A 24,676-nucleotide genomic window follows, 5' to 3' on the forward strand; every position below is an offset into this window, starting at 1 on the left:
GCTTTACTCCCCGTCACCTGAGTGCTGTTGGTGATTGGAGTGATCCATCTTTGAGTGATCAACCGCGTTAGTTTCCATGCCATTGTGGTTCATTTGTGAATGGTCCATTTCTTCATGATTCATCTGGCTGTGATCCATTTTAGAATGATCCATCTCACCGTGACCCATCTGGCTGTGATCCATCTCACCGTGATTCATCTGGCTGTGGTCCACCTTCTCTTCCTCCTCCGAAGACATGTCCTCTTCAATTCCGCCATTCATAATATGCGTACCCGTCATTTCATACTGGCCGTTGTCGAGCTTGGTGATTTCCATGTGCAGCTGAGTACCGGGTGTTAACGCCTCAAAATTCACTTTTGGATTAACCTGAAAATCCATGGTCATTTCTGGCCATCCCCAAGCGTCAATCGCTTCATGCTTGACAGTCACCATTCGATGATCAGGCATTACGCTCTCGATCGTGGCGGCAACCCACACTGAGCTGGGCTGATCTTCGCCATGATGCATTCGTTTAAAGTCTGAGGTTTTGCTAGACTCGGAATCGAGTAAGAACTGGGCCGATGTCACTACCCTATCCCCTTCGCTCACGCCTTCGATGATTTCAGCAATTGACTGATCTTCACGCCCAACTTTGACGGCAATCGATTTGTAACTACCCTCTCCCAAGGCCAATACAACCCGGTCTTGACTGCCGGTACGAATAAGTGCTTCCCTTGGGATGACAAGTAATTGCTCAGCACTATCGGAGTGCACAGCAACTTGCGCAAACATATTGGGTTTGAGCGCAAAATCTGGATTTTCAAAACGAAGGCGAAGACGCACTGTGCGTGTTTTGCTATCGAGTGTTGGGTAAATATAATCCACCTGACCTGACCAGGTTTTACCCGGCAGGTAGTCCAAGTTCATCGTGACAGGATCGCCGGCTTTAACCAGGGCCGCCTGGCGTTCAAAGATTTCCGCGTCTACCCATACTTGATCCAATGCGCCGATACTGAGCATCGTTGTGCCTGGCTTAACGTAAAAGCCTTCTCGAATATTCAGGTTATCAACCACGCCGGTTTGGGGGGCGTAGAACGTCACTGTTTGCTGAATTTTTAAGGTCTGCTTCAGCGCTTTAATGGAGGCCGCTGGAATTTGTAAGGCCTTAAGCCTGTCTTCCGCTGCTTGAATTAAGCGTGTATTTTTTCGATTAAGTGCGAGCACCAGCTCTTCCTGCGCATTGACTAATTCCGGCGAATACAGCGAATACAAGGGCTCGCCTTCTTGCACCGGATCACCGGCTGCCTTAACAAATAATTTTTCCACCCAACCGGAGACACGGGGATGGATGTGGATCAGCTTGTCTTCATCGTATTTAACATATCCGACGGTGACAATTTCAGTATGAAGTGGCTGACGCTCAACCAAGCCGGTACGAACCCCCAAATTATTAATCACATCGGGCGATATGCTGATCGTACCGGGCCCTTCGTCATTCGCCTTTTCACCACCTTCGTAGACGGGAATTAGGTCCATGCCCATGGGCGATTTACCAGGTTTATCTCGGCGGTAATTGGGGTCCATTGGGGCCACCCAATACAGTGGTTGTTTTTCCGTTGAGGCGGATTTCCCGCTATTGGTTTCTCCTCCTCCTGCAAATATCAACGTAAGCGCAATACCTGCGACGAGGCCCCCAATTGCAGCCGCGATAGAAATGGGAGTGAGTTTTTTTGAGTTATTCATGGTCAATTAGCTCTCCAGAAGCACTGGACACATCGGTCAGTACTGCGCTATTTTTGTTGTGAGAGGGATTCAGGAAGTAGTTCAGCTGCGCAACGATTTTGTGAATGTCGACTTCGACATTCAGTGCCTCAATACGCGCATTGAGTTCGGCAATGCGTGCACGAACCACTTCGGCAAAATCACCGTCGTCGTGGGTGTAGGCTGTCAATGAAGCCTCCGCCTGCTCAGACATTTCTTTCAAAAGCCGTGAGCGGTAGAGTTCTCGTCGTTCGAGTAAGCGGCGGTACTGACTTTCGGCGGTTTCAAAGCCTGAACGCAATTGACGTAGCACCAAGGTACGTTCGGTTTTAATAGCTTCGCGTTCTGCGACTGCCGCTTGTACTTGTTTGTCTTGACGCTTACCGGTGAATAGCGGTACATCCAAACTCACCCCAACAGAGAAAAAATCGGCTCGATCATTACCCATTGGATCGGCATCACGATACCCATAACTAGCATTGATTCCCCATTGTGGCTTATAGCTTTGCTTCGCCAGTTTCACTCCCGATTCTTCGGCGCTGATTTTCTGGTCAACACTTCGAATCTTTGGGTGCGCCATCAATATTTGTGCGAGTTTTTGAGCCCTTATGCCTGTCTCAATTTCATTAATCAGGGGATCCTTGAGATGTCCAGTTCCCAAATTTTTCGGCATTTCGATAGCCAGTTCATAGCTGGAATCTGCCAACCACTCCCCCAATTGTGCCAATTGCGATTCCCGTCGTTGTCTTAGCATCGTCAAACGGTCTTCCAAACGGGTCAATTCAAGCTGTGCCCGAATCAGATCTTGCTGCCGAGTTCGTCCAGATGCCGTGGTGTAACTCGACTGTGCCACATCGACAAGATGCTCGAACAAGCTTCGATCTTGCTCTATTAATGCGATGGTCTTTTGAATGCGATACACCTCCAGCCAAAGCTGAGCCACTGTCACCGACACTTGCGCCCTTCTATCCTCCCGAACAAGCGGCTGCATTTGGCTCATTTTTTCTAACTTTTCCTGCCGCAGGGCCAGTGTCTTGCCCCGCGGAAACATTTGGCTAACACCCACCTTAAACTGCGTCATTCCTTCCTGAGAAAAATCGAAGCTATCGATAGGTAAATTAGCAATCCCGAGACTGACTGTCGGATCGGGAAGTGTACCCGCACTAATACTCAAAGACTCTAAGCTTTCCTCACGAAACCGGCTCCCATCGAGCCATGGGTCCTGTGATTGTGCTTTTTCGATGGCCTCCAGCAAACTGTATTGCTCAGCATGCAAATCGACTGAAATGCCGCTCCAAACTAGCACGAGCGCCACGCACAAAGGGCGTATTTTGTATTGTGAATTGCCGATCATTGATGTTGCTCCTCAAGGGACGCGACTTCGGCATATACCTCGGTAGTACCGTCCTTTTTCACCAGAATCACACTATATGGGTTAAAACGATCGCCCATTTCCATTCCCGGACTTCCGGCAGGCATACCAGGCACCGCCAATCCAGCGGCGTTTTCCGGCGGTTTAGCTAAAAAAGCCTTAACAAACTTTGCAGGAATATGCCCTTCAAAAAAGTAGCCATCTGCACTCACTCCGGTATGGCAAGATTGCATATTGGCGGGAATACCCAGCTTTTTCTTAATGCTATCAAGCGAGTTTTGATTTCGAACGGTGGTGTTAAAGCCTGATTCCTCAAGATGAGTGACCCACTTACCACAACACCCACAGGTTGGACTTTTGAAGACTTCAAGCGCACTTCCTTCCTGCGCCTTTGGCGCCTCAGACGCAGAACAGGCAGCCAATACGGCAAAAACAAATAGAATTAGACTTTTGGATAAAAGATTCACGAGAATACCCTTGATATTCGGCTCCATTAATCGGAGCATGAAATTTTTGAGGGCAAATGCCCCCGCTAACGGTCCGACTGTAGACGGACTAATCCTGTGTTAGCGGAGAATTGGGGGACGATAGAGGGAGCTGGATAGTTTTGCGACTAAACCCAAGTTAACATTCTGACTTTGCATTTGACGCACGTTAAATACAGGAGTGTTCAGGCTGCCGACTAGTGCGCTGGCGGTGTGACAGCCCATCATAGTACAGCCATCCTCACAACAATCTGCTGGGGTATTATCGCTGTGGGGTTTGACCGACTTATCGTGGTCACCATGACACCCGCTCATCATTTGGTCAGCAGGAGCGGATGCTGGATTATCCATAGTACCGACAAACGCTAACGACTGGACCGAATAGGCCAGTAGCGCGATGAACACCCAAAGAAGGCGCCTTTTGTTGGTATATTTTGAAGTCACACATCAACCCAAATTAAGATCAATCTCTACATAGGATAACCCAATTACATAATGGTTCAAACCTACACTTAAGAGCTTGACCCAAATCAAAACCGGGCGATTCAGTATGATTGTGCTCTGAGGTCCGGCAAGGGAACGAATGAGGTGGATTAGATACACATAGTCATTGGATTGATTTGGCTAGGTCTAACTGCGCCTAGCACGCTGTAACTGTGCATGGAAAGTGAAGCTCCGTTTTCAGCGGATTTTGAGAGCATTACGTCAAGCCCTTCATGAGGGTCGGCACCGATGACACGACAGTACTCTACAAATTCTAAAAGCTCAATCTTGCGGCGATCCTGCTCCATCTTACCGATCACAGAATGATGACGGCCTAATTCCTCGGAGACCGCTCTTAAGGACAAACCGCTCTCCTCCCGCTTTTGCTTCATCCAAGCGCGCAGTTTATCGTAATGAGGTGAGTAGGAGGACGGTTCCATTGTCTCGATGATAGAGACAATGTAGAATGTCGCGAAATTCGAGACAAGGCACGCGACAAAATACCTCATGAGTACGATTCAGATAAAACCCGAACTCCTTCATGCGCTCTCCGAGCTACAAGGAGACTCCTTCACGGTAGCGGTGTTGACGACATACTATCTGGATCGCCCAGAAAGTCCGCACAAAAGTAAAAAGCCGGCGAGACAGTTTGTCTATCGAAATATGGTGCGTTTGATGAAAGCGGGACTAATGGAGAAATTGCCAGACGATGGTGGTTGGCCTAAATACCAGCTTACTCAAAAGTTTAGATCTCAGTATCCCATTCTAAAGAAGCCGGCCAGTGCACTCTCTACTTTGCCACCCAAAGCTGCCCCGCCAGTAAAAGCACTAGCAAAAGCAAAACCCAAAGCAAAACCCAAAGAGATTCAGCCCAAAAAACCTGTCGCGGCATTACGTGAGAGACTCAGTAAGCACCGATCCGACATGTTGTGTGCATTGGGCGAGGCGGAGGAATACGAATCTCTTTGTAAAGAATTGCCTGAATTCAGCGAAGAAGCACAGTCTCTTTATGCTGAGGCAAGGGAACGTAGCGCCCTGCTTCTCGGAAAAATCAAGGCATTGGAAAGTCTTCTCTCATCGAACGATTTGCGGTAACCCCCTTATGAAGTTAAGACGTTGGCAGCGTGAAGCTGTGTCACGCTGTTTATCTCGGTACCGTAATGGTCAAGCCCACTTTCTCTGTCTGGCCACGCCTGGTGCAGGTAAAACTTTCATGGCGTCTACCGTTGCGAAAAGATTATTGAATAGTGGTGAGATTGATCTAGTCTTCTGCTTCTCCCCTTCCATCAATGTTTCCAACTCCTTTCAGGCCACATTGGAGGGCGTTCTCGGATATCGATTGGATGGACTGTTGGGAGCGAAAGGCCATGTGCTGACCTATCAATCCATGCTCAACCTCGACCAAACGTTCTGGTCACTACTGACGTCGCACCGTACGCTGGTGATATTTGATGAAATACATCACTGCGCAGGCGATCATCTCGGTAACGCCAATGCCTGGGGCCAAAAAATCATCCAGAATATTCAAGGTAATGCGACATATAGTCTTGCGCTGACGGGCACGCCATGGCGTTCGGATCGCATCCCTATTGCATTGACGTCTTACTGCCATGAAGGAACGGTCCATTGCGACTACACCTACGGCTTGGCGCAGGCAATCAAGGATGGCGTGTGCCGCACTCCTAGAATTACCGGCATTGACAATGAGAAAATTTCCGTGAAATGCGAAGGCAAGGAGGATGTGTATCGTTCGATTAATGATCTCCTCAAGAGCTCGCATTGTACCTACCAGCAACTCCTAGAAAACAGGACGCTCATTCAATACTTAATAGAACTTAGTCAGAAAAGCCTAAACTCAATTAGGAAGTACAATCCCAGCGCGGGTGGACTTATTGTGGCGGCTTCAGTAGAGCATGCCATGCTCATCGCTACAATTTTAGAAAACACCTGTGGAGAGATTCCGGCCGTAGTCACCTACATGCATGAAGACTCCCAGCAGGCAATTCAACAATTTCGTAATGCGAACACCAAATGGATTGTTTCGGTAGGAATGATTAGCGAAGGGACTGATATTCCGCGTTTACAGGTGTGCTGTCACCTTACTAGAGTCAAGACGGAATTGTATTTTCGACAAGTTCTGGGGAGAATTTTGAGAGTGCAAAATAATGCACATGAAGACGCACTGCTCCTCATGCCCGCCGAACCTAAATTAATGGAATTTGCGCACCGTATCGCCGAGGATATCCCCTCATCCACTGCGGTCTTGATAAAGATGATGGAGGAGAGCATAGCGCCGATAACGAATGGTGCCCCGGAAATAGAGCCGGGTTCAACTGAAGAAGAAGGTTTTACTGCAGCCCCTCGAGACACCACTGAACATATTGAAAGCTTGTCTGATCTAACATCATTAACGCTAGGTGACCCAGACGATGGCAATACCCCACTTCCCTTTACCAGCTTGGCAGAAGCCTACGAAACTACCCTTGGGCTATTTGGACGATTCAAAAAACGCATGGTCAGCTTTTCGCCGGTTGCCGGATGAACATCAAAGAATCTTTAGAATAACCCAATCACATGACGTTTCAAAAGAAGCGCACTATCGGCAAAGCTAAGTTTGCGGTTATTCGAAACGGTCGTTGAGTAAGCAAAGAAAGATTATGCCACAATTTTTCAATAACCGCCTTACGCCGTCTGCCTGATGGGACTCTAATACTAACCAAAATTATCCCTCGCTTCGATACCAGCATAAACATCTAAAGATCACCAAGCCAAAACTTTTCTGTCTGCTGTAACACCCTAAAAGGTAATCGGCCATATATGCGAATGATTATTATTTGCTATGGAGGAATTCGGGGTTTTGTTTAGGATTTCCCCCAAATAGGCTGCTCTAGTGCCCACATACCAGCTTTGGGTACTAGGCATTTAACGCTCTATAACGAAAACGGCAACGGCTTTAGTCGCTGTCTAAAAAAGGCGTTCTACTGATAGTTTTGATCTTGATCGATAAACCGAATTTTCTTCGTCATAGAGGTTAATTTTGGCGGCGTAATTGTTATGCTCGACGCCTGTGCGCGCGAACTCAAGCCGAGCCTTTTTGGTGCGAGTGGTTAATATAGCTTTTTATTATGGCTAGCTTATAACAATAAAATGACTCTATCTTTACATTGGGAAATTGGGAAAGGATAATTAAAGCTTTAATTTTTAAAGAGGGTCTTGAAGGAATAAATATGCCTCGCCTTGCGGGGCATATTTATTGGGAGGGAGTCATTTGGATGTACGATTAAAGTTAAGCGCTACAGCCTAACTTCAATGCCGCGTTCAGCCATGTAAGCTTTAGCTTGGGGGACAGTGTATTCACCAAAGTGGAAAATACTGGCGGCCAGTACAGCATCGGCACCACCCTTTTCTACGCCATCAACCAAATGCTGAAGGTTACCAACGCCACCACTTGCAATAACCGGCACCGACACCGCATCGCTTATAGCGCGGGTTACGCCTAAGTCAAAGCCTTGTTTAACGCCGTCGTTATCCATACTGGTTAATAAAATCTCGCCGGCGCCAAGTTCGACCATTTTAACGCCCCATTCAACCGCATCTATGCCTGTAGGTTTTCGCCCGCCGTGGGTGAATATTTCCCAGCGCGGTGTTTCGCCTTCGACGCTCACTTTTTTAGCATCGATGGCAACAACAATACATTGCGACCCGAATTTGTCGGCAGCCTGTTGAACAAAGTCGGGGTTAAATACCGCCGCCGAATTAATGCTCACTTTATCGGCGCCGGCATTTAGCATATTGCGAATATCGGCAACGGTACGAATGCCACCACCGACGGTTAACGGAATAAAAACTTCCGAAGCAATAGCTTCTACAGTGTGGATAGTTGTATCGCGCGCTTCATGCGAAGCGGTAATATCCAAGAAGGTGATTTCGTCGGCACCTTGCTGGTTATATTTTTTAGCCACTTCTACAGGGTCGCCGGCATCGCGAATATCAACAAACTGCACGCCTTTAACGACGCGCCCTTTATCAACATCCAAGCAAGGAATAATGCGCTTTGCTAAAGCCATAATTAATTAACCTTTTTGATCGCATAAGGCCTGCGCTTCGGCCAGATCCAACGTGTCTTCGTATATTGCACGGCCAGTAATTGCGCCACAAATACCCGCACCTTCAGCGCTTGCCGCAAGCAACGCGCTAATGTCGTTGATATCGGTAATACCGCCAGACGCGATAACGGGCAAACTCGAGGCTTTAGCCATAGCAACCGTGGCTTCAACGTTAACGCCTTGCATCATACCGTCGCGGTCAATGTCGGTATAAACAATGCTGTCTACGCCATCTTGTTCAAAGCGTTTTGCAAGTTCAGTGGCTTTGAGTGTAGATACTTCCGCCCAGCCGTCGGTGGCAACAAGGCCTTTTTTAGCATCTAAACCTACAATAATGTGACCAGCAAAAGCCTTGCACATATCGGTAACGAATTGCGGTTCTTTAACGGCTTTAGTACCAATAATTACGTACTTAACGCCAGCGTTTAAATAATATTCGATGGTTTCTGCGCTGCGAATACCGCCGCCGATTTGGATCGGTAGATTGGGGTAGGCTTTTGATATGGCCGTAACCACATCGCCATTCACAGGCTCGCCGGCAAAAGCACCGTTAAGGTCGACCAAGTGCAAGCGTCGTGCGCCTTGATCTACCCACTTTTGGGCCATGCTGACCGGATCGTCTGAAAAAACTGTGGAATCGTCCATTACGCCTTTGCGTAAGCGTACACATTTGCCGTCTTTTAAATCGATGGCAGGAATAATTAACATGAATAAATACCTTAAGATACAAGCTGTGTTCTAGCGCAGGTGTAAGCCTTTTAAATTAGGGCTTACCGTCCCAAGCTACGAAATTTTTTAATAGTTGCAAGCCATTAGTATGGCTTTTTTCGGGGTGAAACTGGGCTGCAAACACATTGTCGCGCGCTAAAGCAGCAACAAAATCTAAACCGTAATGGCTTTTACCCGCGATAAGGGCTTGGTCTTGCGTTTGTACAAAATAGCTATGCACAAAATAAAAGCGGCCACCGTCGTCAATCGAATGCCAAAGCGGATGCGATAGCGTTTGGGCGACATTATTCCAGCCCATATGCGGCACTTTTAAACGTTCGCCACTGTGCGAGCTTTCGTCGGTAACTGCGCTAAAACCCGGTGCGGCGCTAAAGCTTTTAACGTCGCCTGAGAATACATTTAAGCACTCCACCCCGTTGTTTTCTTCGCTGCGTGCCATTAGCGCTTGTAGGCCTACGCAAATAGATAACACCGGCTTGCCCGATGCTATTTCTCGGGCAACGGCAGCGTCAAAACCCCGCGATTTAATCTCTGCGATACAATCGCGGATGGCGCCAACACCAGGAAATATCACGCGGTCGGCGCGTGCTATGGCATCGCTATCGGAACTAACAACCACATTAGCTTCGGGGGCGACGTGTTTTACGGCACTGGCCACTGAGTGCAAATTGCCCATGCCATAGTCAATAATGGCGACTTCGGTTAACTGGGAGCTCACTACATCATCTCCTAGAGTGTGCCTTTGGTGGATGGCATAGCATTGCCCATGCGCTCGTCAACGGTTAAAGCCATACGCAGTGCTCGGCCAAAAGCTTTAAATACCGTTTCTATTTGATGGTGCGCGTTGTGGCCGCGCAAGCAATCAATGTGCACGGTAACTTTGGCGTGGTTGACAAAACCCTGAAAAAACTCCCAAAACAGCTCGGTATCAAAGTTGCCAATGCGCTTTTGGGTGAAAGGTACATTCATGACTAGACCTGGGCGGCCAGAAAAATCAATCACTACCCGCGACAAGGCCTCGTCCAACGGCACATATGCGTGACCATAACGGTAAATTCCGCGCTTATCACCAACGGCGGCATCTATAGCTTGGCCAATGGTAATGCCGATATCTTCTACGCTGTGGTGATCATCAATATGCGTATCGCCTTTACACACCACATCTAAATCAATCATGCCATGACGGGCAATTTGATCCATCATATGCTCTAAGAAAGGAACACCCGTGTTAAAAACACCTTTACCGGCGCCGTCTAAATTCAAGGCAACGCTGATTTGTGTTTCGAGTGTATCGCGGTCAACTTTCGCCGTGCGGTCGGCCATACGTACTCCAGACATTTTGAAAAGCGGCGATTATAGCGTTGCATCGCGCTCGTGTCTTGAGTTCTTCCCTATACAGGGCTGGAACTGAACATTCTTTTATAATGGTAGTCCTAACCGGGTGAAGGTTTTAAAGGGGAGTCGTAAAGTGAATATCAGTAAAGCTCGGTTAAAAAAAGAGTTCTTCTCGATCGTTTTGATGATAGCGTTTGGGGGGCTTTTTTATATAGGCATTAATTCACTGCAAAGCTTTAATGGCAAGCGAGCATTCGCCAAAACTGGGCTTGAGCCCCTAACTTTGGCGCAGGCCATGGAGAAAGCCCAAGAGCAAGGCAAGCCGATTCTGGCGGACTTTTCGGCTTATTGGTGTGGCTATTGTGTAAAGCTGGACAAAGAAGTCTTTACCGATAAGGCTGTTAAAAGCGTTATCGATAGTAGCTACGTTTATGCACGTATTGATTCTGAATCTGACGAGGCAGCTTACTTCCGCAAAACCTATCAAGCTTATGGCTTCCCTACCCTAGTGATTTTAAAGCCCGACGGCACGCTGGTTAAAAAGCTGGAAATTACATTCGAGCCAAGCGCTTTCTTGCAGCAGATTTAAGCGGCCTTATCGCTTTAACCTAGAAACCGTAGTTGAGAGTCAAAATGGGCTTAGACTATTAAGCTTCAACTGTGACTTTTAGGTTTAGTTACCCTTAAGGCGCTAAGGTGGTTGGCGATATTGTTATGGGCGCTATAATGGCCGGCTTTCGCAAATGGATGCCCGCATTGCCAACCTACAACACACAAAGCACAACGCCCGCAAGCACACCGCAACCTGCGCTGCGCATTGCCTTGATAGGCTATCGCAGCCACCCGCATGTTGGTGGGCAGGGGATATACATCAAGCAACTGGCTTGCGCACTGCATGCTTTAGGGCACCAGGTAACCGTGATCTCTGGCCCTCCCTACCCGGCATTACCTGACGACATTACGCTTATTAAGCTGCCTAGCCTTAACCTTTACGAGGTGCCTAACCATGTTACGGCTTTGCGTTTTAAACACTTAAGCTCGTTAGCCGATACTTACGAGTGGTGGAGCATGCTAACCGGTGGCTTTGCTGAGCCGTATTGTTTTGGCCGACGATTAAAAGCCTTTTTAAAAAAACACCCCAACCGTTTTGATATCGTTCACGATAATCAAAGCCTGTGTACTGCACTACTTAAACTTAAGCTTCCCACCGTTGCCACCGTGCATCACCCTATAACACGAGACAAAGAACACGCCATTGCCCAAGCTAGAAACTGGCTGCATCGCTGGGGCGCCCGGCGTTGGTATTCCTTTTTAACCATGCAAGCGCGCGTTACGCGTAAACTTTCGCATGTTATTACGGTTTCGCAGGCATCGCGTGAAGATATAGCCGCCTGCTTTGGGCGCCCAGTAGCCAAAACTCAGGTGATATTTAACGGCATTAACACCGCCTTATTTAAGCCCTTAGATGGGGTCGAGAAGCAGCCAAATACATTGCTGGCGACTTGCTCATCGGATCAACCGTTAAAAGGGTTTAAGGTGTTGTTAAATGCCTATGCCGAGCTTCTCAAAAAGCATCCAGGCTTACAGCTAACGGTTATTGGCAAGCTACAAACAAATGGCGAAAGTGAAAAACACCTTCACCATTTAAAGCTGCAAAACCGCGTGTTGTTTCGCTCGGGTTTGAGTGATGACGAAATGGTAGCAGCCTATAACGCCGCCACCGTATTTATTTGCCCGTCGCTGTATGAGGGCTTTGGCTTGCCTGCAGCAGAGGCCATGAGCTGCGGCACGGCAGTAATTGTGAGCGATGGCGGCGCATTACCCGAAGTTGTAGGTAATGCAGGGCTCGTTGTGCCAGCCGGTGACTCACAGGCCTTGGCGCACGCAGCGGGGCAATTGCTCCAAGACTACGACCACAGACAAGACCTTGAAAAACGCGGCCGAGAACGAGCGTGCAGTGTATTAAGCTGGGGCAAAGTTGCAGAGGATTACGTTGAGCTATACCGTCAAGCCATTGCCCAGCGCCAAATTTCTAGGCCCACCCGGGCCTCAGCTGTTTGCAACCCCAAAGCTTGCAAACCGAGCGCTAGCGCAAGCCTAACGGAGCCGAGCTAGTGGAAACCATCAACATCGCCTCGCTGCAATTAGAGCCCCGCAGCATTGTATTGGATTTAGGCTGTGGCGAAGGCAGGCACAGCCATGCATGCGCTTGGCACTTCCCCAATATACAAACCGTGGGTGTTGATCTAAGCCATAAAGACCTAACCTGCGCGCGTGGTAAAGGTGATGACTTTTTTGCATCAATTAAACAATCACCGCTACTCAGTTATGCATGCGGTGACGGCACCCAATTGCCTTTTCAAAGCCAAACATTTGATGCCGTAATATGCTCAGAGGTGCTTGAACATATTCCCGATTACCGCGCAATGCTCGATGAAATAACGCGGGTGCTCAAACCTGGGGGCGTTTTTGCCGCTAGCGTCCCTAGGGCTTGGCCCGAGCGCGTTTGCTGGCAGCTAAGCGCCGCTTACCATCAGGTTGAAGGTGGCCATGTGCGTATTTTTAATGGCAACGCACTTGCACAGCACATTGAAGGGCTAGGCTTTTTACAAACACAGCATTACTACGCTCATGCGTTGCACAGTATTTACTGGTGGCTGCGCTGTGCATTTTGGCGTCAGGGCGAGCAAGCGCTACTTTGTCGCACATACCATAAACTGCTAGTGTGGGACCTTATGAAAAAACCCGCACTCACTCGCCTACTCGAGCGCTTACTTAACCCATTAATGGGGAAAAGCACGGTTTGGCATTTTGTTAAATCACCAGCCCCAACGGATCATTAAGGTTACCTTTTGCAGCCCACGCTAAGCACGCTCAATTTGATTAAAACGGCCGATTACATTCGAAGCTTACAGCTCGATAACGGCGCGATTCTGTGGAACCTTAACGATAAATTAGATCCATGGGATCACGTAGAGGCGGCAATGGGCTTAACCGTTGCTGGTATGCATACACAAGCGCAAAAAGCTTACCAGTGGTTGGCCGACAACCAGTTGCCAGACGGCAGTTGGCACGCGGCGTATTATTTTGGTAACAACAGTTGTACACCTACAGCGCCTACAGGCAAAGAAACTAACTTTATTGCTTATGTTGCTACCGGCGTGTGGCACTATTTTTTAACCACAAACGACCGTAACTTTCTTTTGCGCTTCTTCCCTGTGATGCAGCGCGCGATAGACTTTGTTTTGCAGTTTCAGCACCCGGAAGGTGAAATTAGCTGGGCAGTAGATGCCCATAACAAACCCGAACCCGACGCCCTGCTTACCGCCTGCGCGTCTATTGCGCGCTCACTAGAATATGGCATTCAAGCCGCGCAAACGCTTGGTCGGCCTTATGCCCACTGGCAGCAAGCTTGGCACAAGTTATCACAAGCTATATTGCACAAGCCGCAACGCTTTGATCGCACCTGGGAAAGCAAAAAGCGCTTCGCCATGGACTGGTATTACCCAGTACTCGCAGGTCTTTACAGCTCAGAAGATGCCGCGCACCGCCTTGAGCATCGCTGGAGGGAGTTCGTAGAACCAGAATTGGGCTGCCGCTGTGTAAGCGACGAACCTTGGGTGACTATGGCTGAAACCAGCGAGCTTGTTATGGCGCTGGTGATGGCCCAAAGGCCGGTAAAAGCACAAGCGCTGTTCGCAACATTGGCCCAGTGGCAGCAAGCCGATGGCGGCTATGTAACAGGCTATGTTTTTCGCGACAAAACCGTTTGGCCTGAAGATAAAACCAGCTGGACGGCAGGCGCTGTGTTACTAGCCGCCGATGCGCTTTATCACTTAACACCAGCGGCAAACATATTTACCCGCGAAGCCTTTGCTTGGCAGGCTTGCCAAGCGTAAAGCGCTTCAGTAGGCTGCCGCTATTACTATAAATACCAACAAGGTTAATCACTATGGAACGCTCCTTTCCTTCAACGCGTATGCGTCGCAATCGTTTTAGTGAGTTTTCTCGCCGTATGGTGCGCGAAACTGAAATTTCCGCTAGCGATTTTATCTTTCCGGTTTTTGTTATCGAGGGCAAAAACCAGCGCGAAGTGATTGAGTCAATGCCGGGGATATTCCGCATGACCATCGACGAGTTAGAACGCGAAGTAGAAGAGTTACTCGAGCTAGGCATTCCTGCCATTGCCCTATTCCCCAAAGTAGCCAACGACATTAAAACCCTTGATGGCAGCGCAGCATTTGATGAAGACGGCTTAGTATCACGCACTGTGCGAACGATAAAAGAGCGGTACCCCGAAATGGGCATTATTTGTGATGGCGCCCTAGACCCTTACACCACGCACGGGCAAGACGGCATTATTGATGAAAATGGCTATGTGCTAAACGACATCACCGTTGAAGCCTTACAAAAACAAGCCGTTGTTTGCGCTGCGGCCGGTGCTGATGTTATCGCGCCGTCGGACATGATGGATGGCCGCGTGGGCGCGATTCGCCAAAGCTTGGATGCTAGCGACTTTATCAATACGCAAATTATGGCGTATTCGGCCAAGTATGCCTCAAGTTATTACGGGCCGTTCCGTGATGCGGTTGGCTCGGCGGGTAACCTTGGTAAAGGCAATAAATTCACCTACCAAATGGACCCGGCCAACAGTGACGAAGCCATGCATGAAATTGCCCTAGATTTACAAGAAGGTGCAGACATGGTCATGGTTAAGCCTGGCATGCCTTACTTGGATATTGTTCGACGCGTAAAGCAAGAGTTCGGTGCGCCAACGTTTGTGTACCAAGTGAGCGGCGAATACTCTATGCATAAACTGGCTATCGAAAAAGGCAATTTGGGTGAAGAGGTTATTCTTGAATCGTTAATGTGCATCAAGCGCGCAGGTGCTAACGGTATATTGACCTACTTCGCAAAAGACGCGGCGCAAAAACTGAAAAACGCGTAACCAAACCACGGTTCATCCAAGGTTAACCCTGCTTTTAATATTATGCGGCTAAACCAGAAATTGGAGCGCCGCATGAATTTTAAAATATTAAGCCTTATTGCCACCTGCTTAGTTTTAGCCGCTTGTGATGAGCATTCGGACCACCACAGCGTTAACAAGCCCATCATCAACTATTGGGAAGTGGTCGATAGTTATGGCAACAGCAATATCGACTACGACCATCATCAACATGGCAGTTATCACAGTCAGTTATTTATCGACGATAGCATCGACGATGGTTATTTCGAATTATGGTGGGACGTAAGTAGTTATGATGATTATTCCGTATCTATCGCCATCAACGATACCCCCTCTTTATGGGGCAGTTACGAAATTGAACGGACTTATTGCGGTGAAGGCTTAGATTGCGACTACGAAGGTTTTGCCTATTGTTTTTATGATAGTGTTGCGAAGCATTCAAGCTCGAGCCATTACGACAGCCTTAGCTGTTCAACCAGCCAGTACGAAAACCCCAGCGTAGATATTACCGATATTTTAGCGGGTCACCCTAGCGAAAGTTTTTTAATAATTGAGGTGTGCGATAGTTACTCAGGCCACTGCAGCGTACGATCACAAAAAGTCGTTTTTGAGTAGCGCACAATAAAAGTAGCGGCGGTAAATACATGCACTTTACGTACTTACTGTATTTACCGGCTCGTTTTTGCGATTACCAATAATTTAAACTTGAAATTGCTTGATATAGTCTATTTGTACAGCATGACTAAACGCATTGGGTCGCAGCGCTTTAATATCCGCGATAGTTTTATCTTTGGCTGCGCCACGCTCCATTAATATTTGTGCTGCTACAATACCGGTACGGCCAGAACCCCCTTTGCAGTGAATAGCAATAGTTTCGTTATTATCTAAGCGGCGATGTATTTCTTCTTGATGTTGCGCCCAAGCGTCTAAAAAAGGCTTTTCTGGGGCGCACTCGTCATCCATTGGCAAGTGGAACCAAGCAAAGCCTTGAGCTTGGCATTGCGAGGCTATAGCCCCTACATTATTAATATGCATTTCTTCTTGAGTCATTAATGTTAAGACGACACTTGCGCCAGCGTTTTTTAAATCGAGCAGCGATGTTTCTAAATCTGCGTCTTTAGAGCCCGGGCATGGCGTTAACAATAATTTACCCTGGCCACTTGGGCACGGTAAAACATAAATGGGATGTTGTGGCATTAGTAATTTCCTTTATATCGAGCGTTGATCAATACGCTGGCGGAACTCTTCAGCAGATTCTTTACGTTCGGAATATCGATCCACTAAATATTCACTGCAATCGCGTGTTAAAAGCGTAAATTTCACCAGCTCTTCCATAACATCAACAATGCGATCATAAAGTGATGACGGCTTCATGCGGTTATCGTCATCAAATTCCATCCATGCTTTTGGCACAGACGATTGATTAGGAATTGTGATCATACGCATCCAGCGGCCAAGAACGCGCATTTGATTAACGGCATTAAAAGATTGCGAGCCACCGCAAACTTGGATTAATGCTAGCGTTTTCCCTTGGGTGGGGCGCACACCTTGATGCGCTAAAGGAATCCAATCAATTTGCGCTTTCATCACTGCCGTCATTGCGCCGTGGCGTTCGGGGCTAGACCACACCATGCCTTCGCTCCACTGGGCTAATTCACGAAGTTCTTGCACTTTAGGGTGCTGGTCGCTGGAGTCATCAGGTAAAGGTAAACCTGAGGGGTCAAAAGTTCTAGTTTGCGCGCCAAAAAACTCAAGAATTCTTGCGGCCTCTTCTGTCGCAAGGCGGCTAAAAGAACGCTCGCGTAACGAGCCATACAATAAAAGAATTTTGGGCTTGGTCGCGCTTGCGTTAACGCCCGTTAATTTTTGCTTATCAATGTCGGTTAAACATTGCATATCTATATTTGGAAGATCTTTAGTGTCCATCGTTTCACTCTGATTAAATGGTCGCATTAAAAATGCAAATAGCCTAACTTGAGATTATTCAGAAGGTGTGCCAAACCAATGCCGTGTTCGGTTGGCAAAGGCAACTAAGCTCAGCATTACAGGTACTTCAACGAGCACACCAACCACTGTCGCTAAAGCGGCGCCTGATTGTAGCCCAAATAAAGAAATAGCCACGGCTACCGCCAGCTCAAAAAAATTAGAGGTGCCTATCATGCACGCTGGGGCAGCAATGTTATGCGGTAAGTTAATAGCCCTAGCGGACGCATAAGCAATAACGAAGATACCGTAAGTTTGAATAAGCAGCGGGATAGCAATAAGAACTATGGCCAGTGGGTTCGCCAGTATAGTGTTAGCTTGAAACCCAAATAGCAATACCACCGTCGCCAATAAGCCAGCAATAGAAATGGGCCTAAGGCTTTGTATAAAATGGTTTAGCTTGCTGTGATTGTTTTGTTTATCCAATACTTTACGCGTTAAAACACCAGCAATTAAAGGGATTAGCACGTATAAAAGAACAGATAACAATAAGGTATCCCAAGGAACCGTAACATCACTAACCCCCAGCAAAAAGGCCGTAATCGGTGCAAACGCAAAAATCATGATGACATCATTTACCGATACTTGAATCAAGGTATAGTTGGCATCGCCTTTCACCAAATGGCTCCACACAAAAACCATAGCGGTACAAGGTGCAACGCCAAGCAAAATCATACCTGCGATATATTCTGTGGCGGTTTGCGGGTCCACCCAATCCGCAAATAATACTCGAAAAAACAACCACCCCAAAAAAGCCATGCTAAAAGGCTTAACCAGCCAGTTTATAACTAATGTTAGCAATAGGCCTTTTGGTTTTTTCCCAATGTCTTTAATCGATGAGAAATCCACTTGAATCATCATGGGGTAAATCATGACCCAAATAAAGATAGCAACCGGAATATTGACATGTGCGACTTCTAAAGCGGCGAACCACAGGAATAGACCAGGCATAAAATAGCCCAACACAATGCCCGCAAAAATACACAAGCCAACCCATAGCGTTAAAAAGCGTTCAAAAATACCCACAGTTATTGCTCCTTTGTAAGGCTACTTAGTGCGCCGTCGCGTTCGTGCATTGATAGCTCGTCGAGGTTTAGCGCTAAAAGGTTTTTAATGCGCTTTTCAATAGTTTGCATTACGTCTTTAAATGCCTGCGCTATATCTTCCTCGCTGCCCGCTTGTTTGGATGGGTCTGGCAGGCCCCAGTGCACTTTTGCGGAATCGCCAAACCATACAGGACAAAGCTCATTCGTCGCGTTGTCGCATACTGTTATTACAAGGTCAAATTTTTCGGATTCAAAATCATCCCAAGACCGGCTTTTAAGGCCGTTAATGGGAATACCATTTCTAGCTAAATGCTTAAGCGTTAGGGGATGCACGTGCTCTGCTGGGTGACTTCCTGCGCTAAATGCTTGAATTCTTCCTTTTGCCAAATGGTTGGTAATGGCTTCGCTTAAAATACTTCGGCACCGGTTATGAGTACAAATATATAGAACTTTCATGGCAATTTAATCGTTTGTAATAAAGTTAACAGCATTGAGGCCGATCTTGCATAGACTTTAGGTTTTTTTGAAAGCCCTGAAGCACCGGCTTGTTGGATTGGCATGCGGTTTCTAAAATTGTTTTGGCCCAATGGGGTAAGCTTTTCGCCATGGAATAAAATACCCACTGCCCTCGCCTTTTATCGTCAAGGATGCCGCAATTGCGAAGCTGGGCAAGGTGGCGCGACACTTTGGGTTGGCTGTCGTTAAGTGCTGCCATTAACTCACAAACGCAAAGCTCCCCTTCTAAATAAATTAGCAGGGTCGCATGCAAACGTGTTTCATCAGATAGACACTTAAATAGTTGAACGACTTCGAGCATGATTTAGCTTCTTTGCAGGTGGTGATTAGTTATCATTCTAATAAACCACTTTTAAATATGAATATACGGATATCCGTATATTCATATTTAAAAGTGGTGTTGTCAACCCCAGGTAGCGGCAATCAAAGATTTTAGCGCCAACAATAGCGGCAAACTAACTGTTGCAAGGGGGAATCAAACGCAGGCCGATTAGAGGGTCGGCCGTCATTCTGGAAAAATTCGCCAAAATGATGGTAACTTATTGATATAGTGAGCTTTTTACGTTTCTTCTGGGGTCTTCTCCGCTTTAGTGAGGTAAAAAGAGATGCTAAGACCCGCCATATCCGTTGAAATGTAAGGTTCTCACGCCACTACACTTAAACGAATATATGAGCCTTAACATCTCCAGCAAAATTTTGAGCCTTCCTGGTCAGCGTGTCAAACAAGTTCAGCATGACTTGGCCCTGCAAAGATTGACTATACACTGCAAGCGAGACCGTCGTTATAGAGCGATTGACCCGTCAAGTAATGAGGCGGCCAACATCAACCGATACTTGCGCAGAACGATCCGTGATGTCCCTTTGTGTGGCTTCGAGTGCTATTTGGAAGTTGAGCTCGCTCAAGTTGTGACGACTTGCGGTAGGCGTCTAATGGAGGCTTGCGAATTTGTCGATACAGGCAATCGCTATACTCAAAGATTTTGCCAGTTGGTGAGCGGATTGTGTCGCCATATGAGTATCAGCACGGTCAGTCGGCACCTAAAGCTACGATGGGAAACGGTGAAAAATATGGATAAATTTCACCTAGAGAAAACGTTGCCTGCACTTAATCCTGAAAAATTAATTGACTTAAAATATCTTGGGGTCGATGAAGTCGCTAGAGCCAAAGGCCATGATTATATGACGGTGATTTATGACATGGAATCCGGTCATTTAATTGGCGTTGAGACAGGCCGTAAAGCCGAGGTGTTGACAGCGTTTCTAAAGCGCTTACCAGCACAAACCGCTGAAAACATAGAGGCGGTAGCCATGGATATGGGGCCAGCCTATCAAAAATCGGTACGCGAATGCTTGCCTAATGCTGACATTGTTTTCGATCGGTTTCATGTGATGCAAAACTACAGTAAAGCCATGAGCAATCAGCGTAGGATCGAGTTCAGAAAGGCGGATCGCGCAGGCAAAGAGCAGCTTAAAGGTACCCACTACCTGTTGTTAAAAAATGCCGACAAGTTAAATGATAAACAAGCCAATAAACTCCAGACATTGCTCGAAAATAATTCCAATATCAATACACTTTATATACTCAAAGAGCAGCTCCAAGCTTTGTGGAATGCAGGGAATTATGACGCCATGATGAATGCATTGGAGCAGTGGTGCGACATCGCGGAACAGACGAATATGCTCTATCTCAAGAAATTTGCAAAGTCACTAAGGAAGCATAGCGTAGGCATTTGTAACTACGGAAAACACGGGCTGACTAGCGCCAGAATTGAAGCCGGCAATGTCAGCATTGGCATGATTCGCAAGCGAGCAAGAGGCATCAAGGATACCGAGTACTTCAAGCTAAAAATAAGGCAATCATCGATGCCTGACGAGCAATCCATGTTCTATGGAAGCCACTAGATCACCTCACTAAAGCGGAGAAGAGCCAACTGCATTGAAATATTTATATTAAAAACATAGAGTTAGGTCAACTTTGGCGAATTTTTCCAGAATGACGGCCGACCCTCGATTAGACCCTTGCTTGCCGCGCGCTTACTCACCCAGCTGCGCGCAACCCTTTTCTGGGTATTGTATTGAACCGCGCAGCTCGGCTTTGCGATCAGCGCTATAGTCAGGAAAGCCTAGCGTCTCTTGCTCGAGCAATGCCTGAATCTCCTTCTCGGACTCGTCCCGAATTGATGCAATGCGCTCACCCTCGGTTTGATCAGGGCGCTCCAAAACAATCCGCTGCTGTGGCAACGCCAGCTGCAAGCCCGTGCTTTCTAAAATACCTAAAAGCCGAAAATTGATATCTTCAGATACAGCCAAGAACTCTGGCATAGAGCTAGTACCAATATAGGCATTAAGGCCAATGCGGTAGGCATCGCGCTCAATTTCATCAAAGCGCACACGCAGTGCCGTATCTAACACTTTGGGGTGGCTTAGTAGTAGCTCCCTCATTTTTAAAATGGCAAGGCGCAACTGATCGGCGCTACAACCAATGGCAACCCACAATTGCTTATTGTAACGTCGGCGGTCTGTTTCCGAGATGTTTTCGAGGTTGACCCCAACAATGGCAGAGTTGGGCACGTGTACCAAGGTGCGGTCGAGACGTCTAATCGCCGTTGAGCGCAAGCCAATTTCTTCCACCGTACCGCTAACGTCACCAAATTTACAGTAATCACCAGGTGCGATAGGCTTGGCAATATAAAGTGTGATGGCGCCAATCACATTTTCGAGCGTTTTTTGAGCGGCCAAGGCTAAGGCTAATGAGCCAATACCTAAACCCGCTAATAGTGTTGAAATGTTGTAACCTGCATCGCTTAACCACATCAAAAGGATTGTGATAACAGCGAGTATTTTTAGAATAGTTCGCACCGGACGAATAATACCCGACCAGTAACGCTTGTTGGCCGAGTTGCTCAAAAAAACAGCCGTTGCGAATTCAATAGCCGCAAGCACAAGAAAGGTACTTGCGATATAGCTTAGTGTTCCGTCATTAAGATAAACACGCGCTTTAAGTGGCAAGCCCAGCGCAGCAATTCCACTTTCAAGAAACTTAAAAAACAGAAACCAACGCAAAGGTACCGTAAAAAATCGCTGCAAGCCTTCGCGGTATTTTTCTGAAAAAGAAACGAGTCGTAATAAAATCCAGCGAATCAAGGCCGATAAAAACCAAGCTGCACAAATCAAGACGACTAAGCCTATCACTTGCCAGTTTTGCATATGTAACACGGAAAATGCAGGGATATAATCTGCAATTTTTAGCACTAATGGATGATAACCAAACTCAGCCCAAAGCTTAGGTATTTGACCAATAGTCGCGTTAGAAACTTTCCATACCCGCCCGCCCTTTCCATCGGGCACTCTTTGCAGATAAATGGGGATAACCTGCTTATCAAGAGTGATTGAACCCAGCAATTCTCGATAGTCCGGTAAGCCGTCGGCTAAATCGCCTTCCGGGCTGTGACTTAGCGCAGAGAGATCAACAAGTTGATGCTGCCCCCAGACAACAGCTAAGCGCTGAAGTAATATGACAGGGTCAGCCGCACTCAGCTCAGCAGGTAAGTAACGCATATCCATATATTCAGCGGCACTGACCCAGTCATCACGGCGAATCGCATCGACCATTGTCGCCATAGTACTTAGTGGAGACGATTCGGCCGTTGGTTGCTCGCGCAAGCTAATAATCACCTGCTCTGAACGCTGATCCGCATCAAGCAGCTCTTTAACAGTGGGATCTTCAGCAAGCGCGCGCATGCTGAGCATAAGACATAAAGCGAGAGTAATTCTATACAACATATAACCAGATCCTTTCAGGCGCCGAACATTAGAAACACAGCTTAAGAAATCACGCAATTATACATGGCTTAATACGATTACAGGCGGTGCAAACTTAGCTTCCGGAACTTTGTTCAGCCAGCACAGACAAAGCAGCAGTTTGCTTTGTGATAGCTTTTGTTTAGACTGCTAAATAAATACGGTGGTTTGAGGGCCCTCCTTAGGCCTTGCTACTCTTGGACCTTACTACTCAATGTGCCAATAATTATGCGCCATACAATAAAAACATTATTATTGAGCTTGCTAGTACTTGCGCAGGCATTTGCTACAAGTGGCGATGCGCATCAGTTTCATGCGGGGCAGGATCAACACCTTACTACCGCAGCGTTAGCAACAAGCCTTAAAAACGGAATCGATTCTTCTCAACCTATCCTCGGCGACACACCATGCGAATACGCGATAGAAGATGACAACCATAAAGACTGCCAGCACTGCTGCCATTGCCATAGCAGCATTCACGCATTTATGATCCCTATCGGCGAGCATTTGGAAGCTGTTTTAGCATCACTGCCAGCTTACAGCTTATTGGACAATCACCTCCTTCCTCGCAATAGCACTACACCTTACCGCCCTCCAATTGCGTAAATAACACGCAAAAAGCGCGTGCCATGCCCTGCTCTATATGGTGGCGTTGTACGTGCTGCCCGACAAATCTATGTTCGATTAGACTTTTAGTGAGCGCAAAATAATCACAAGTCTGCTCGTACTTATTATTCCACCTGTAACTTTTTTGCTTTACAGATACTCTGAATAACGGACAACGTTATGCCATTATTACCCTATTTCTCATGGATTAATTCCGTGCGTTTTACTGCGCTTTTAAGCAAGTATTGGTTTATTGCTTTTACTTTACTGCCGACTATCTCACTAGCCGATGCCCCTTCCAATACCAGTCTGTCGCTCAAGGAGGCTATTGCATTAACGCTCAGCAGCAATCCTGAACTTAAAGCGCTACCTTTTAAACAGCAAGCATTAGAAGGCGAAAAACACCAGATTTCTTTACGGCCGCCTTTACACCTTGGTGTGGAGTTTGAAAACTTTGCAGGCAGTGGAAAGAGCCAAGGTATCGATGCACTAGAAAGCACAATAACACTCGGGTCTGTGTTAGAACTCGGTAATAAACGCGGCCTGCGCCTTAATGCCATAGATAGCAAAATGGCAGCGGCTCAGATGCAGCGCCAAGCCGATGCGCTGGATATATTAGGCGGGCTTACAGTGCTTTTTATTCAAACACTCAAGACTCAAGAGTCCATTCTGATTACGCAAGAAGAGCAAGCCCTTGCCCGTAAAAGCGTTGCTATTGTAAAGCGAAAAGCGCGCGAAGGGGCTGCTGCAGAAATTGATATTCAACGCGCCAATGTTGCTCTAGCGCGTACAAATATTCAACTGGATGCGTTAATTAGCCAGTTGCACCAGCAATTTAAACAGTTAAGTCAATTTTGGGGTGAGCCTACCGCGCACTACAAGCGGTTAATTGGTGAGCTTTACGCTGAGCCTGAAATAATTGAATTTGAAACATTACTTAAGCACGTTAGGCAGTCACCCCATGCTCAGCAATTAGCCCTTGAACGGCGCATAAAAGATACGCAATACCAACTAGCTCTTGCGCAAGGGCGAAGTGATATAGGTTGGAATGTTGGCTTTAAGCACTTTAATGAAACTGGAGATACCGCCTTAGTTGCAGGCATATCAACATCACTGAATCAGCGCCAGCGAACGCAAGGGCACATAACAATTGCCAGCGCAGAACAACAGCGCCATAGCAAAGCACAAAAACATGCCCTACAAACATTAGAAACACAGTTATTCGTTGCCCATTCGCAACGCAACCATCACGCAAAAGCCATGCGCATTATCAGTGAAACAATTATTCCTGCGTTAAGTGAAACACTGTCTTTATCGCAGCAAGCCTATGAAAATGGCCGCTACAGTTACTTTGATTGGTCTATGGCTCAGCAGGGTTTATTTGAAGCCAAGCATCGCCTGCTCGAGCATGCAAGCACATTGCGAATTAGCCAAGCACTCATCGAGCAATTAACTGGCGAGCCCTTCGCTCCCACACTAAACACGCCTATTTAACAGTCGCACAGTTG

Annotated in this window: 25 protein-coding genes; 11 read left to right on the top strand and 14 right to left on the bottom strand. The window is 47.2% G+C overall.

Translation table 11 applies throughout. The features are described 5' to 3' along the window. Positions 1-3: 3 nt before the first annotated feature. The 4 genes from MARGE09_RS15085 to MARGE09_RS15100 form a co-directional block, all read right to left on the bottom strand. Positions 4-1,722, bottom strand: coding sequence for an efflux RND transporter periplasmic adaptor subunit (locus tag MARGE09_RS15085; protein ID WP_236983218.1), 1,719 nt, complete (start codon positions 1,720-1,722; stop codon positions 4-6). Further along, positions 1,715-3,046, bottom strand: coding sequence for a TolC family protein (locus MARGE09_RS15090; protein ID WP_236983219.1), 1,332 nt, complete (start codon positions 3,044-3,046; stop codon positions 1,715-1,717). The genes MARGE09_RS15085 and MARGE09_RS15090 overlap by 8 nt, the downstream gene beginning before the upstream one ends. 44 nt (positions 3,047-3,090) lie before the next feature. After that, on the bottom strand, positions 3,091-3,606 hold the full coding sequence (locus tag MARGE09_RS15095) for a DUF411 domain-containing protein (protein ID WP_236983221.1): 516 nt from the start codon (positions 3,604-3,606) through the stop codon (positions 3,091-3,093). Positions 3,607-4,190: 584 nt separating this feature from the next. Continuing rightward, positions 4,191-4,589 carry a helix-turn-helix domain-containing protein gene (locus tag MARGE09_RS15100; RefSeq protein ID WP_338040712.1) on the bottom strand — a complete coding sequence of 133 codons (399 nt, stop codon included), beginning with the start codon at positions 4,587-4,589 and terminating at the stop codon, positions 4,191-4,193. On the opposite strand from MARGE09_RS15100, the gene MARGE09_RS15105 reads away from it, so the two are divergent. Next, positions 4,588-5,175 carry a hypothetical protein gene (locus tag MARGE09_RS15105; RefSeq protein ID WP_236983226.1) on the top strand — a complete coding sequence of 196 codons (588 nt, stop codon included), beginning with the start codon at positions 4,588-4,590 and terminating at the stop codon, positions 5,173-5,175. The two genes, MARGE09_RS15100 and MARGE09_RS15105, sit on opposite strands and share 2 nt — an antisense overlap. Before the next feature lie 7 nt (positions 5,176-5,182). After that, positions 5,183-6,622 carry a DEAD/DEAH box helicase gene (locus MARGE09_RS15110; RefSeq protein ID WP_236983228.1) on the top strand — a complete coding sequence of 480 codons (1,440 nt, stop codon included), beginning with the start codon at positions 5,183-5,185 and terminating at the stop codon, positions 6,620-6,622. Between the two features lie 751 nt (positions 6,623-7,373). Here the strand turns inward: MARGE09_RS15110 and hisF are convergent. The 4 genes from hisF to hisB are packed head-to-tail and all read right to left on the bottom strand — an operon-like array spanning position 7,374 to position 10,238. Continuing rightward, complete coding sequence (gene hisF, locus MARGE09_RS15115; RefSeq protein ID WP_236983230.1) at positions 7,374-8,147, bottom strand: imidazole glycerol phosphate synthase subunit HisF; 774 nt, start codon at positions 8,145-8,147, stop codon at positions 7,374-7,376. Positions 8,148-8,153: 6 nt separating this feature from the next. After that, entirely contained in the window at positions 8,154-8,894 is a 741-nt protein-coding gene (hisA, locus tag MARGE09_RS15120) for a 1-(5-phosphoribosyl)-5-[(5-phosphoribosylamino)methylideneamino]imidazole-4-carboxamide isomerase (RefSeq protein ID WP_236983232.1), read from the bottom strand. Positions 8,895-8,949: 55 nt separating this feature from the next. Next, positions 8,950-9,633, bottom strand: coding sequence for an imidazole glycerol phosphate synthase subunit HisH (gene hisH / locus MARGE09_RS15125; protein WP_255711654.1), 684 nt, complete (start codon positions 9,631-9,633; stop codon positions 8,950-8,952). An 11-nt stretch (positions 9,634-9,644) separates the two neighbouring features. Further along, positions 9,645-10,238 carry an imidazoleglycerol-phosphate dehydratase HisB gene (gene hisB, locus MARGE09_RS15130; protein ID WP_236983234.1) on the bottom strand — a complete coding sequence of 198 codons (594 nt, stop codon included), beginning with the start codon at positions 10,236-10,238 and terminating at the stop codon, positions 9,645-9,647. A 145-nt stretch (positions 10,239-10,383) separates the two neighbouring features. On the opposite strand from hisB, the gene MARGE09_RS15135 reads away from it, so the two are divergent. The 6 genes from MARGE09_RS15135 (at position 10,384) to MARGE09_RS15160 (ending at position 15,831) form a co-directional block, all read left to right on the top strand. Beyond that, positions 10,384-10,839, top strand: coding sequence for a thioredoxin family protein (locus MARGE09_RS15135; protein ID WP_236983237.1), 456 nt, complete (start codon positions 10,384-10,386; stop codon positions 10,837-10,839). A 107-nt stretch (positions 10,840-10,946) separates the two neighbouring features. Then, positions 10,947-12,365, top strand: coding sequence for a glycosyltransferase family 4 protein (locus tag MARGE09_RS15140; RefSeq protein WP_236983239.1), 1,419 nt, complete (start codon positions 10,947-10,949; stop codon positions 12,363-12,365). Then, on the top strand, positions 12,365-13,093 hold the full coding sequence (locus MARGE09_RS15145) for a class I SAM-dependent methyltransferase (RefSeq protein WP_236983241.1): 729 nt from the start codon (positions 12,365-12,367) through the stop codon (positions 13,091-13,093). Before MARGE09_RS15140 ends, MARGE09_RS15145 begins: the two co-directional genes overlap by 1 nt. A gap of 9 nt (positions 13,094-13,102) precedes the next feature. Next, positions 13,103-14,149 carry a prenyltransferase/squalene oxidase repeat-containing protein gene (locus MARGE09_RS15150; protein ID WP_236983243.1) on the top strand — a complete coding sequence of 349 codons (1,047 nt, stop codon included), beginning with the start codon at positions 13,103-13,105 and terminating at the stop codon, positions 14,147-14,149. A gap of 53 nt (positions 14,150-14,202) precedes the next feature. Further along, positions 14,203-15,198: a porphobilinogen synthase gene (hemB, locus tag MARGE09_RS15155; RefSeq protein ID WP_236983245.1), complete on the top strand. Its 996-nt coding sequence runs from the start codon at positions 14,203-14,205 to the stop codon at positions 15,196-15,198. 72 nt (positions 15,199-15,270) lie between these two features. Next, positions 15,271-15,831 (top strand): hypothetical protein, encoded by a 561-nt coding sequence (locus MARGE09_RS15160; protein WP_236983247.1) that lies wholly within the window; start codon positions 15,271-15,273, stop codon positions 15,829-15,831. An 84-nt stretch (positions 15,832-15,915) separates the two neighbouring features. Here the strand turns inward: MARGE09_RS15160 and MARGE09_RS15165 are convergent, their stop codons facing one another. The 5 genes from MARGE09_RS15165 to MARGE09_RS15185 are packed head-to-tail and all read right to left on the bottom strand — an operon-like array spanning position 15,916 to position 19,062. Beyond that, complete coding sequence (locus MARGE09_RS15165) at positions 15,916-16,413, bottom strand: phosphatase domain-containing putative toxin (RefSeq protein WP_236983249.1); 498 nt, start codon at positions 16,411-16,413, stop codon at positions 15,916-15,918. A gap of 12 nt (positions 16,414-16,425) precedes the next feature. Further along, positions 16,426-17,142: an arsenical resistance protein ArsH gene (gene arsH, locus MARGE09_RS15170; RefSeq protein WP_255711655.1), complete on the bottom strand. Its 717-nt coding sequence runs from the start codon at positions 17,140-17,142 to the stop codon at positions 16,426-16,428. A gap of 54 nt (positions 17,143-17,196) precedes the next feature. Further along, on the bottom strand, positions 17,197-18,225 hold the full coding sequence (gene arsB, locus MARGE09_RS15175; RefSeq protein WP_236983250.1) for an ACR3 family arsenite efflux transporter: 1,029 nt from the start codon (positions 18,223-18,225) through the stop codon (positions 17,197-17,199). Between the two features lie 2 nt (positions 18,226-18,227). Beyond that, the gene (locus tag MARGE09_RS15180; RefSeq protein WP_236983251.1) at positions 18,228-18,701 is read right to left on the bottom strand and encodes an arsenate reductase ArsC; all 474 of its coding nucleotides are present in this window, start codon (positions 18,699-18,701) and stop codon (positions 18,228-18,230) included. A 25-nt stretch (positions 18,702-18,726) separates the two neighbouring features. Then, on the bottom strand, positions 18,727-19,062 hold the full coding sequence (locus tag MARGE09_RS15185) for a metalloregulator ArsR/SmtB family transcription factor (RefSeq protein WP_236983253.1): 336 nt from the start codon (positions 19,060-19,062) through the stop codon (positions 18,727-18,729). Positions 19,063-19,430: 368 nt separating this feature from the next. On the opposite strand from MARGE09_RS15185, the gene MARGE09_RS15190 reads away from it, so the two are divergent. Beyond that, on the top strand, positions 19,431-20,663 hold the full coding sequence (locus MARGE09_RS15190; protein WP_236981837.1) for an ISL3 family transposase: 1,233 nt from the start codon (positions 19,431-19,433) through the stop codon (positions 20,661-20,663). A gap of 132 nt (positions 20,664-20,795) precedes the next feature. On the opposite strand, the gene MARGE09_RS15195 is transcribed toward MARGE09_RS15190, so the two are convergent. Further along, entirely contained in the window at positions 20,796-22,544 is a 1,749-nt protein-coding gene (locus MARGE09_RS15195) for a mechanosensitive ion channel family protein (RefSeq protein WP_236983255.1), read from the bottom strand. Positions 22,545-22,790: 246 nt separating this feature from the next. Here MARGE09_RS15195 and MARGE09_RS15200 point away from each other — a divergent pair, with 246 nt between their 5' ends. Both MARGE09_RS15200 and MARGE09_RS15205 read left to right on the top strand, forming a co-directional pair. Then, positions 22,791-23,168: a hypothetical protein gene (locus MARGE09_RS15200; protein WP_236983256.1), complete on the top strand. Its 378-nt coding sequence runs from the start codon at positions 22,791-22,793 to the stop codon at positions 23,166-23,168. Positions 23,169-23,348: 180 nt separating this feature from the next. Next, entirely contained in the window at positions 23,349-24,662 is a 1,314-nt protein-coding gene (locus tag MARGE09_RS15205) for a TolC family protein (RefSeq protein WP_236983258.1), read from the top strand. Positions 24,663-24,676: the final 14 nt, after the last annotated feature.

Source organism: Marinagarivorans cellulosilyticus (genome assembly GCF_021655555.1).
Classification (GTDB): domain Bacteria; phylum Pseudomonadota; class Gammaproteobacteria; order Pseudomonadales; family Cellvibrionaceae; genus Marinagarivorans; species Marinagarivorans cellulosilyticus.

Coding starts and splice junctions, on each gene's coding strand:
- MARGE09_RS15100 (WP_338040712.1), bottom strand. CDS start 4,589: ATGAGGTATTTTGTCGCGTGCCTTGTCTCGAATTTCGCGACATTCTAC.
- MARGE09_RS15165 (WP_236983249.1), bottom strand. CDS start 16,413: ATGCCACAACATCCCATTTATGTTTTACCGTGCCCAAGTGGCCAGGGT.
- MARGE09_RS15190 (WP_236981837.1), top strand. CDS start 19,431: ATGAGCCTTAACATCTCCAGCAAAATTTTGAGCCTTCCTGGTCAGCGT.
- MARGE09_RS15200 (WP_236983256.1), top strand. CDS start 22,791: ATGCGCCATACAATAAAAACATTATTATTGAGCTTGCTAGTACTTGCG.
- MARGE09_RS15160 (WP_236983247.1), top strand. CDS start 15,271: ATGAATTTTAAAATATTAAGCCTTATTGCCACCTGCTTAGTTTTAGCC.
- hisB (WP_236983234.1), bottom strand. CDS start 10,238: ATGGCCGACCGCACGGCGAAAGTTGACCGCGATACACTCGAAACACAA.
- MARGE09_RS15180 (WP_236983251.1), bottom strand. CDS start 18,701: ATGAAAGTTCTATATATTTGTACTCATAACCGGTGCCGAAGTATTTTA.
- hisA (WP_236983232.1), bottom strand. CDS start 8,894: ATGTTAATTATTCCTGCCATCGATTTAAAAGACGGCAAATGTGTACGC.
- MARGE09_RS15105 (WP_236983226.1), top strand. CDS start 4,588: ATGAGTACGATTCAGATAAAACCCGAACTCCTTCATGCGCTCTCCGAG.
- MARGE09_RS15095 (WP_236983221.1), bottom strand. CDS start 3,606: ATGGAGCCGAATATCAAGGGTATTCTCGTGAATCTTTTATCCAAAAGT.
- MARGE09_RS15085 (WP_236983218.1), bottom strand. CDS start 1,722: ATGAATAACTCAAAAAAACTCACTCCCATTTCTATCGCGGCTGCAATT.
- hemB (WP_236983245.1), top strand. CDS start 14,203: ATGGAACGCTCCTTTCCTTCAACGCGTATGCGTCGCAATCGTTTTAGT.
- MARGE09_RS15195 (WP_236983255.1), bottom strand. CDS start 22,544: ATGTTGTATAGAATTACTCTCGCTTTATGTCTTATGCTCAGCATGCGC.
- hisF (WP_236983230.1), bottom strand. CDS start 8,147: ATGGCTTTAGCAAAGCGCATTATTCCTTGCTTGGATGTTGATAAAGGG.
- MARGE09_RS15185 (WP_236983253.1), bottom strand. CDS start 19,062: ATGCTCGAAGTCGTTCAACTATTTAAGTGTCTATCTGATGAAACACGT.
- MARGE09_RS15205 (WP_236983258.1), top strand. CDS start 23,349: ATGCCATTATTACCCTATTTCTCATGGATTAATTCCGTGCGTTTTACT.
- arsH (WP_255711655.1), bottom strand. CDS start 17,142: ATGGACACTAAAGATCTTCCAAATATAGATATGCAATGTTTAACCGAC.
- MARGE09_RS15110 (WP_236983228.1), top strand. CDS start 5,183: ATGAAGTTAAGACGTTGGCAGCGTGAAGCTGTGTCACGCTGTTTATCT.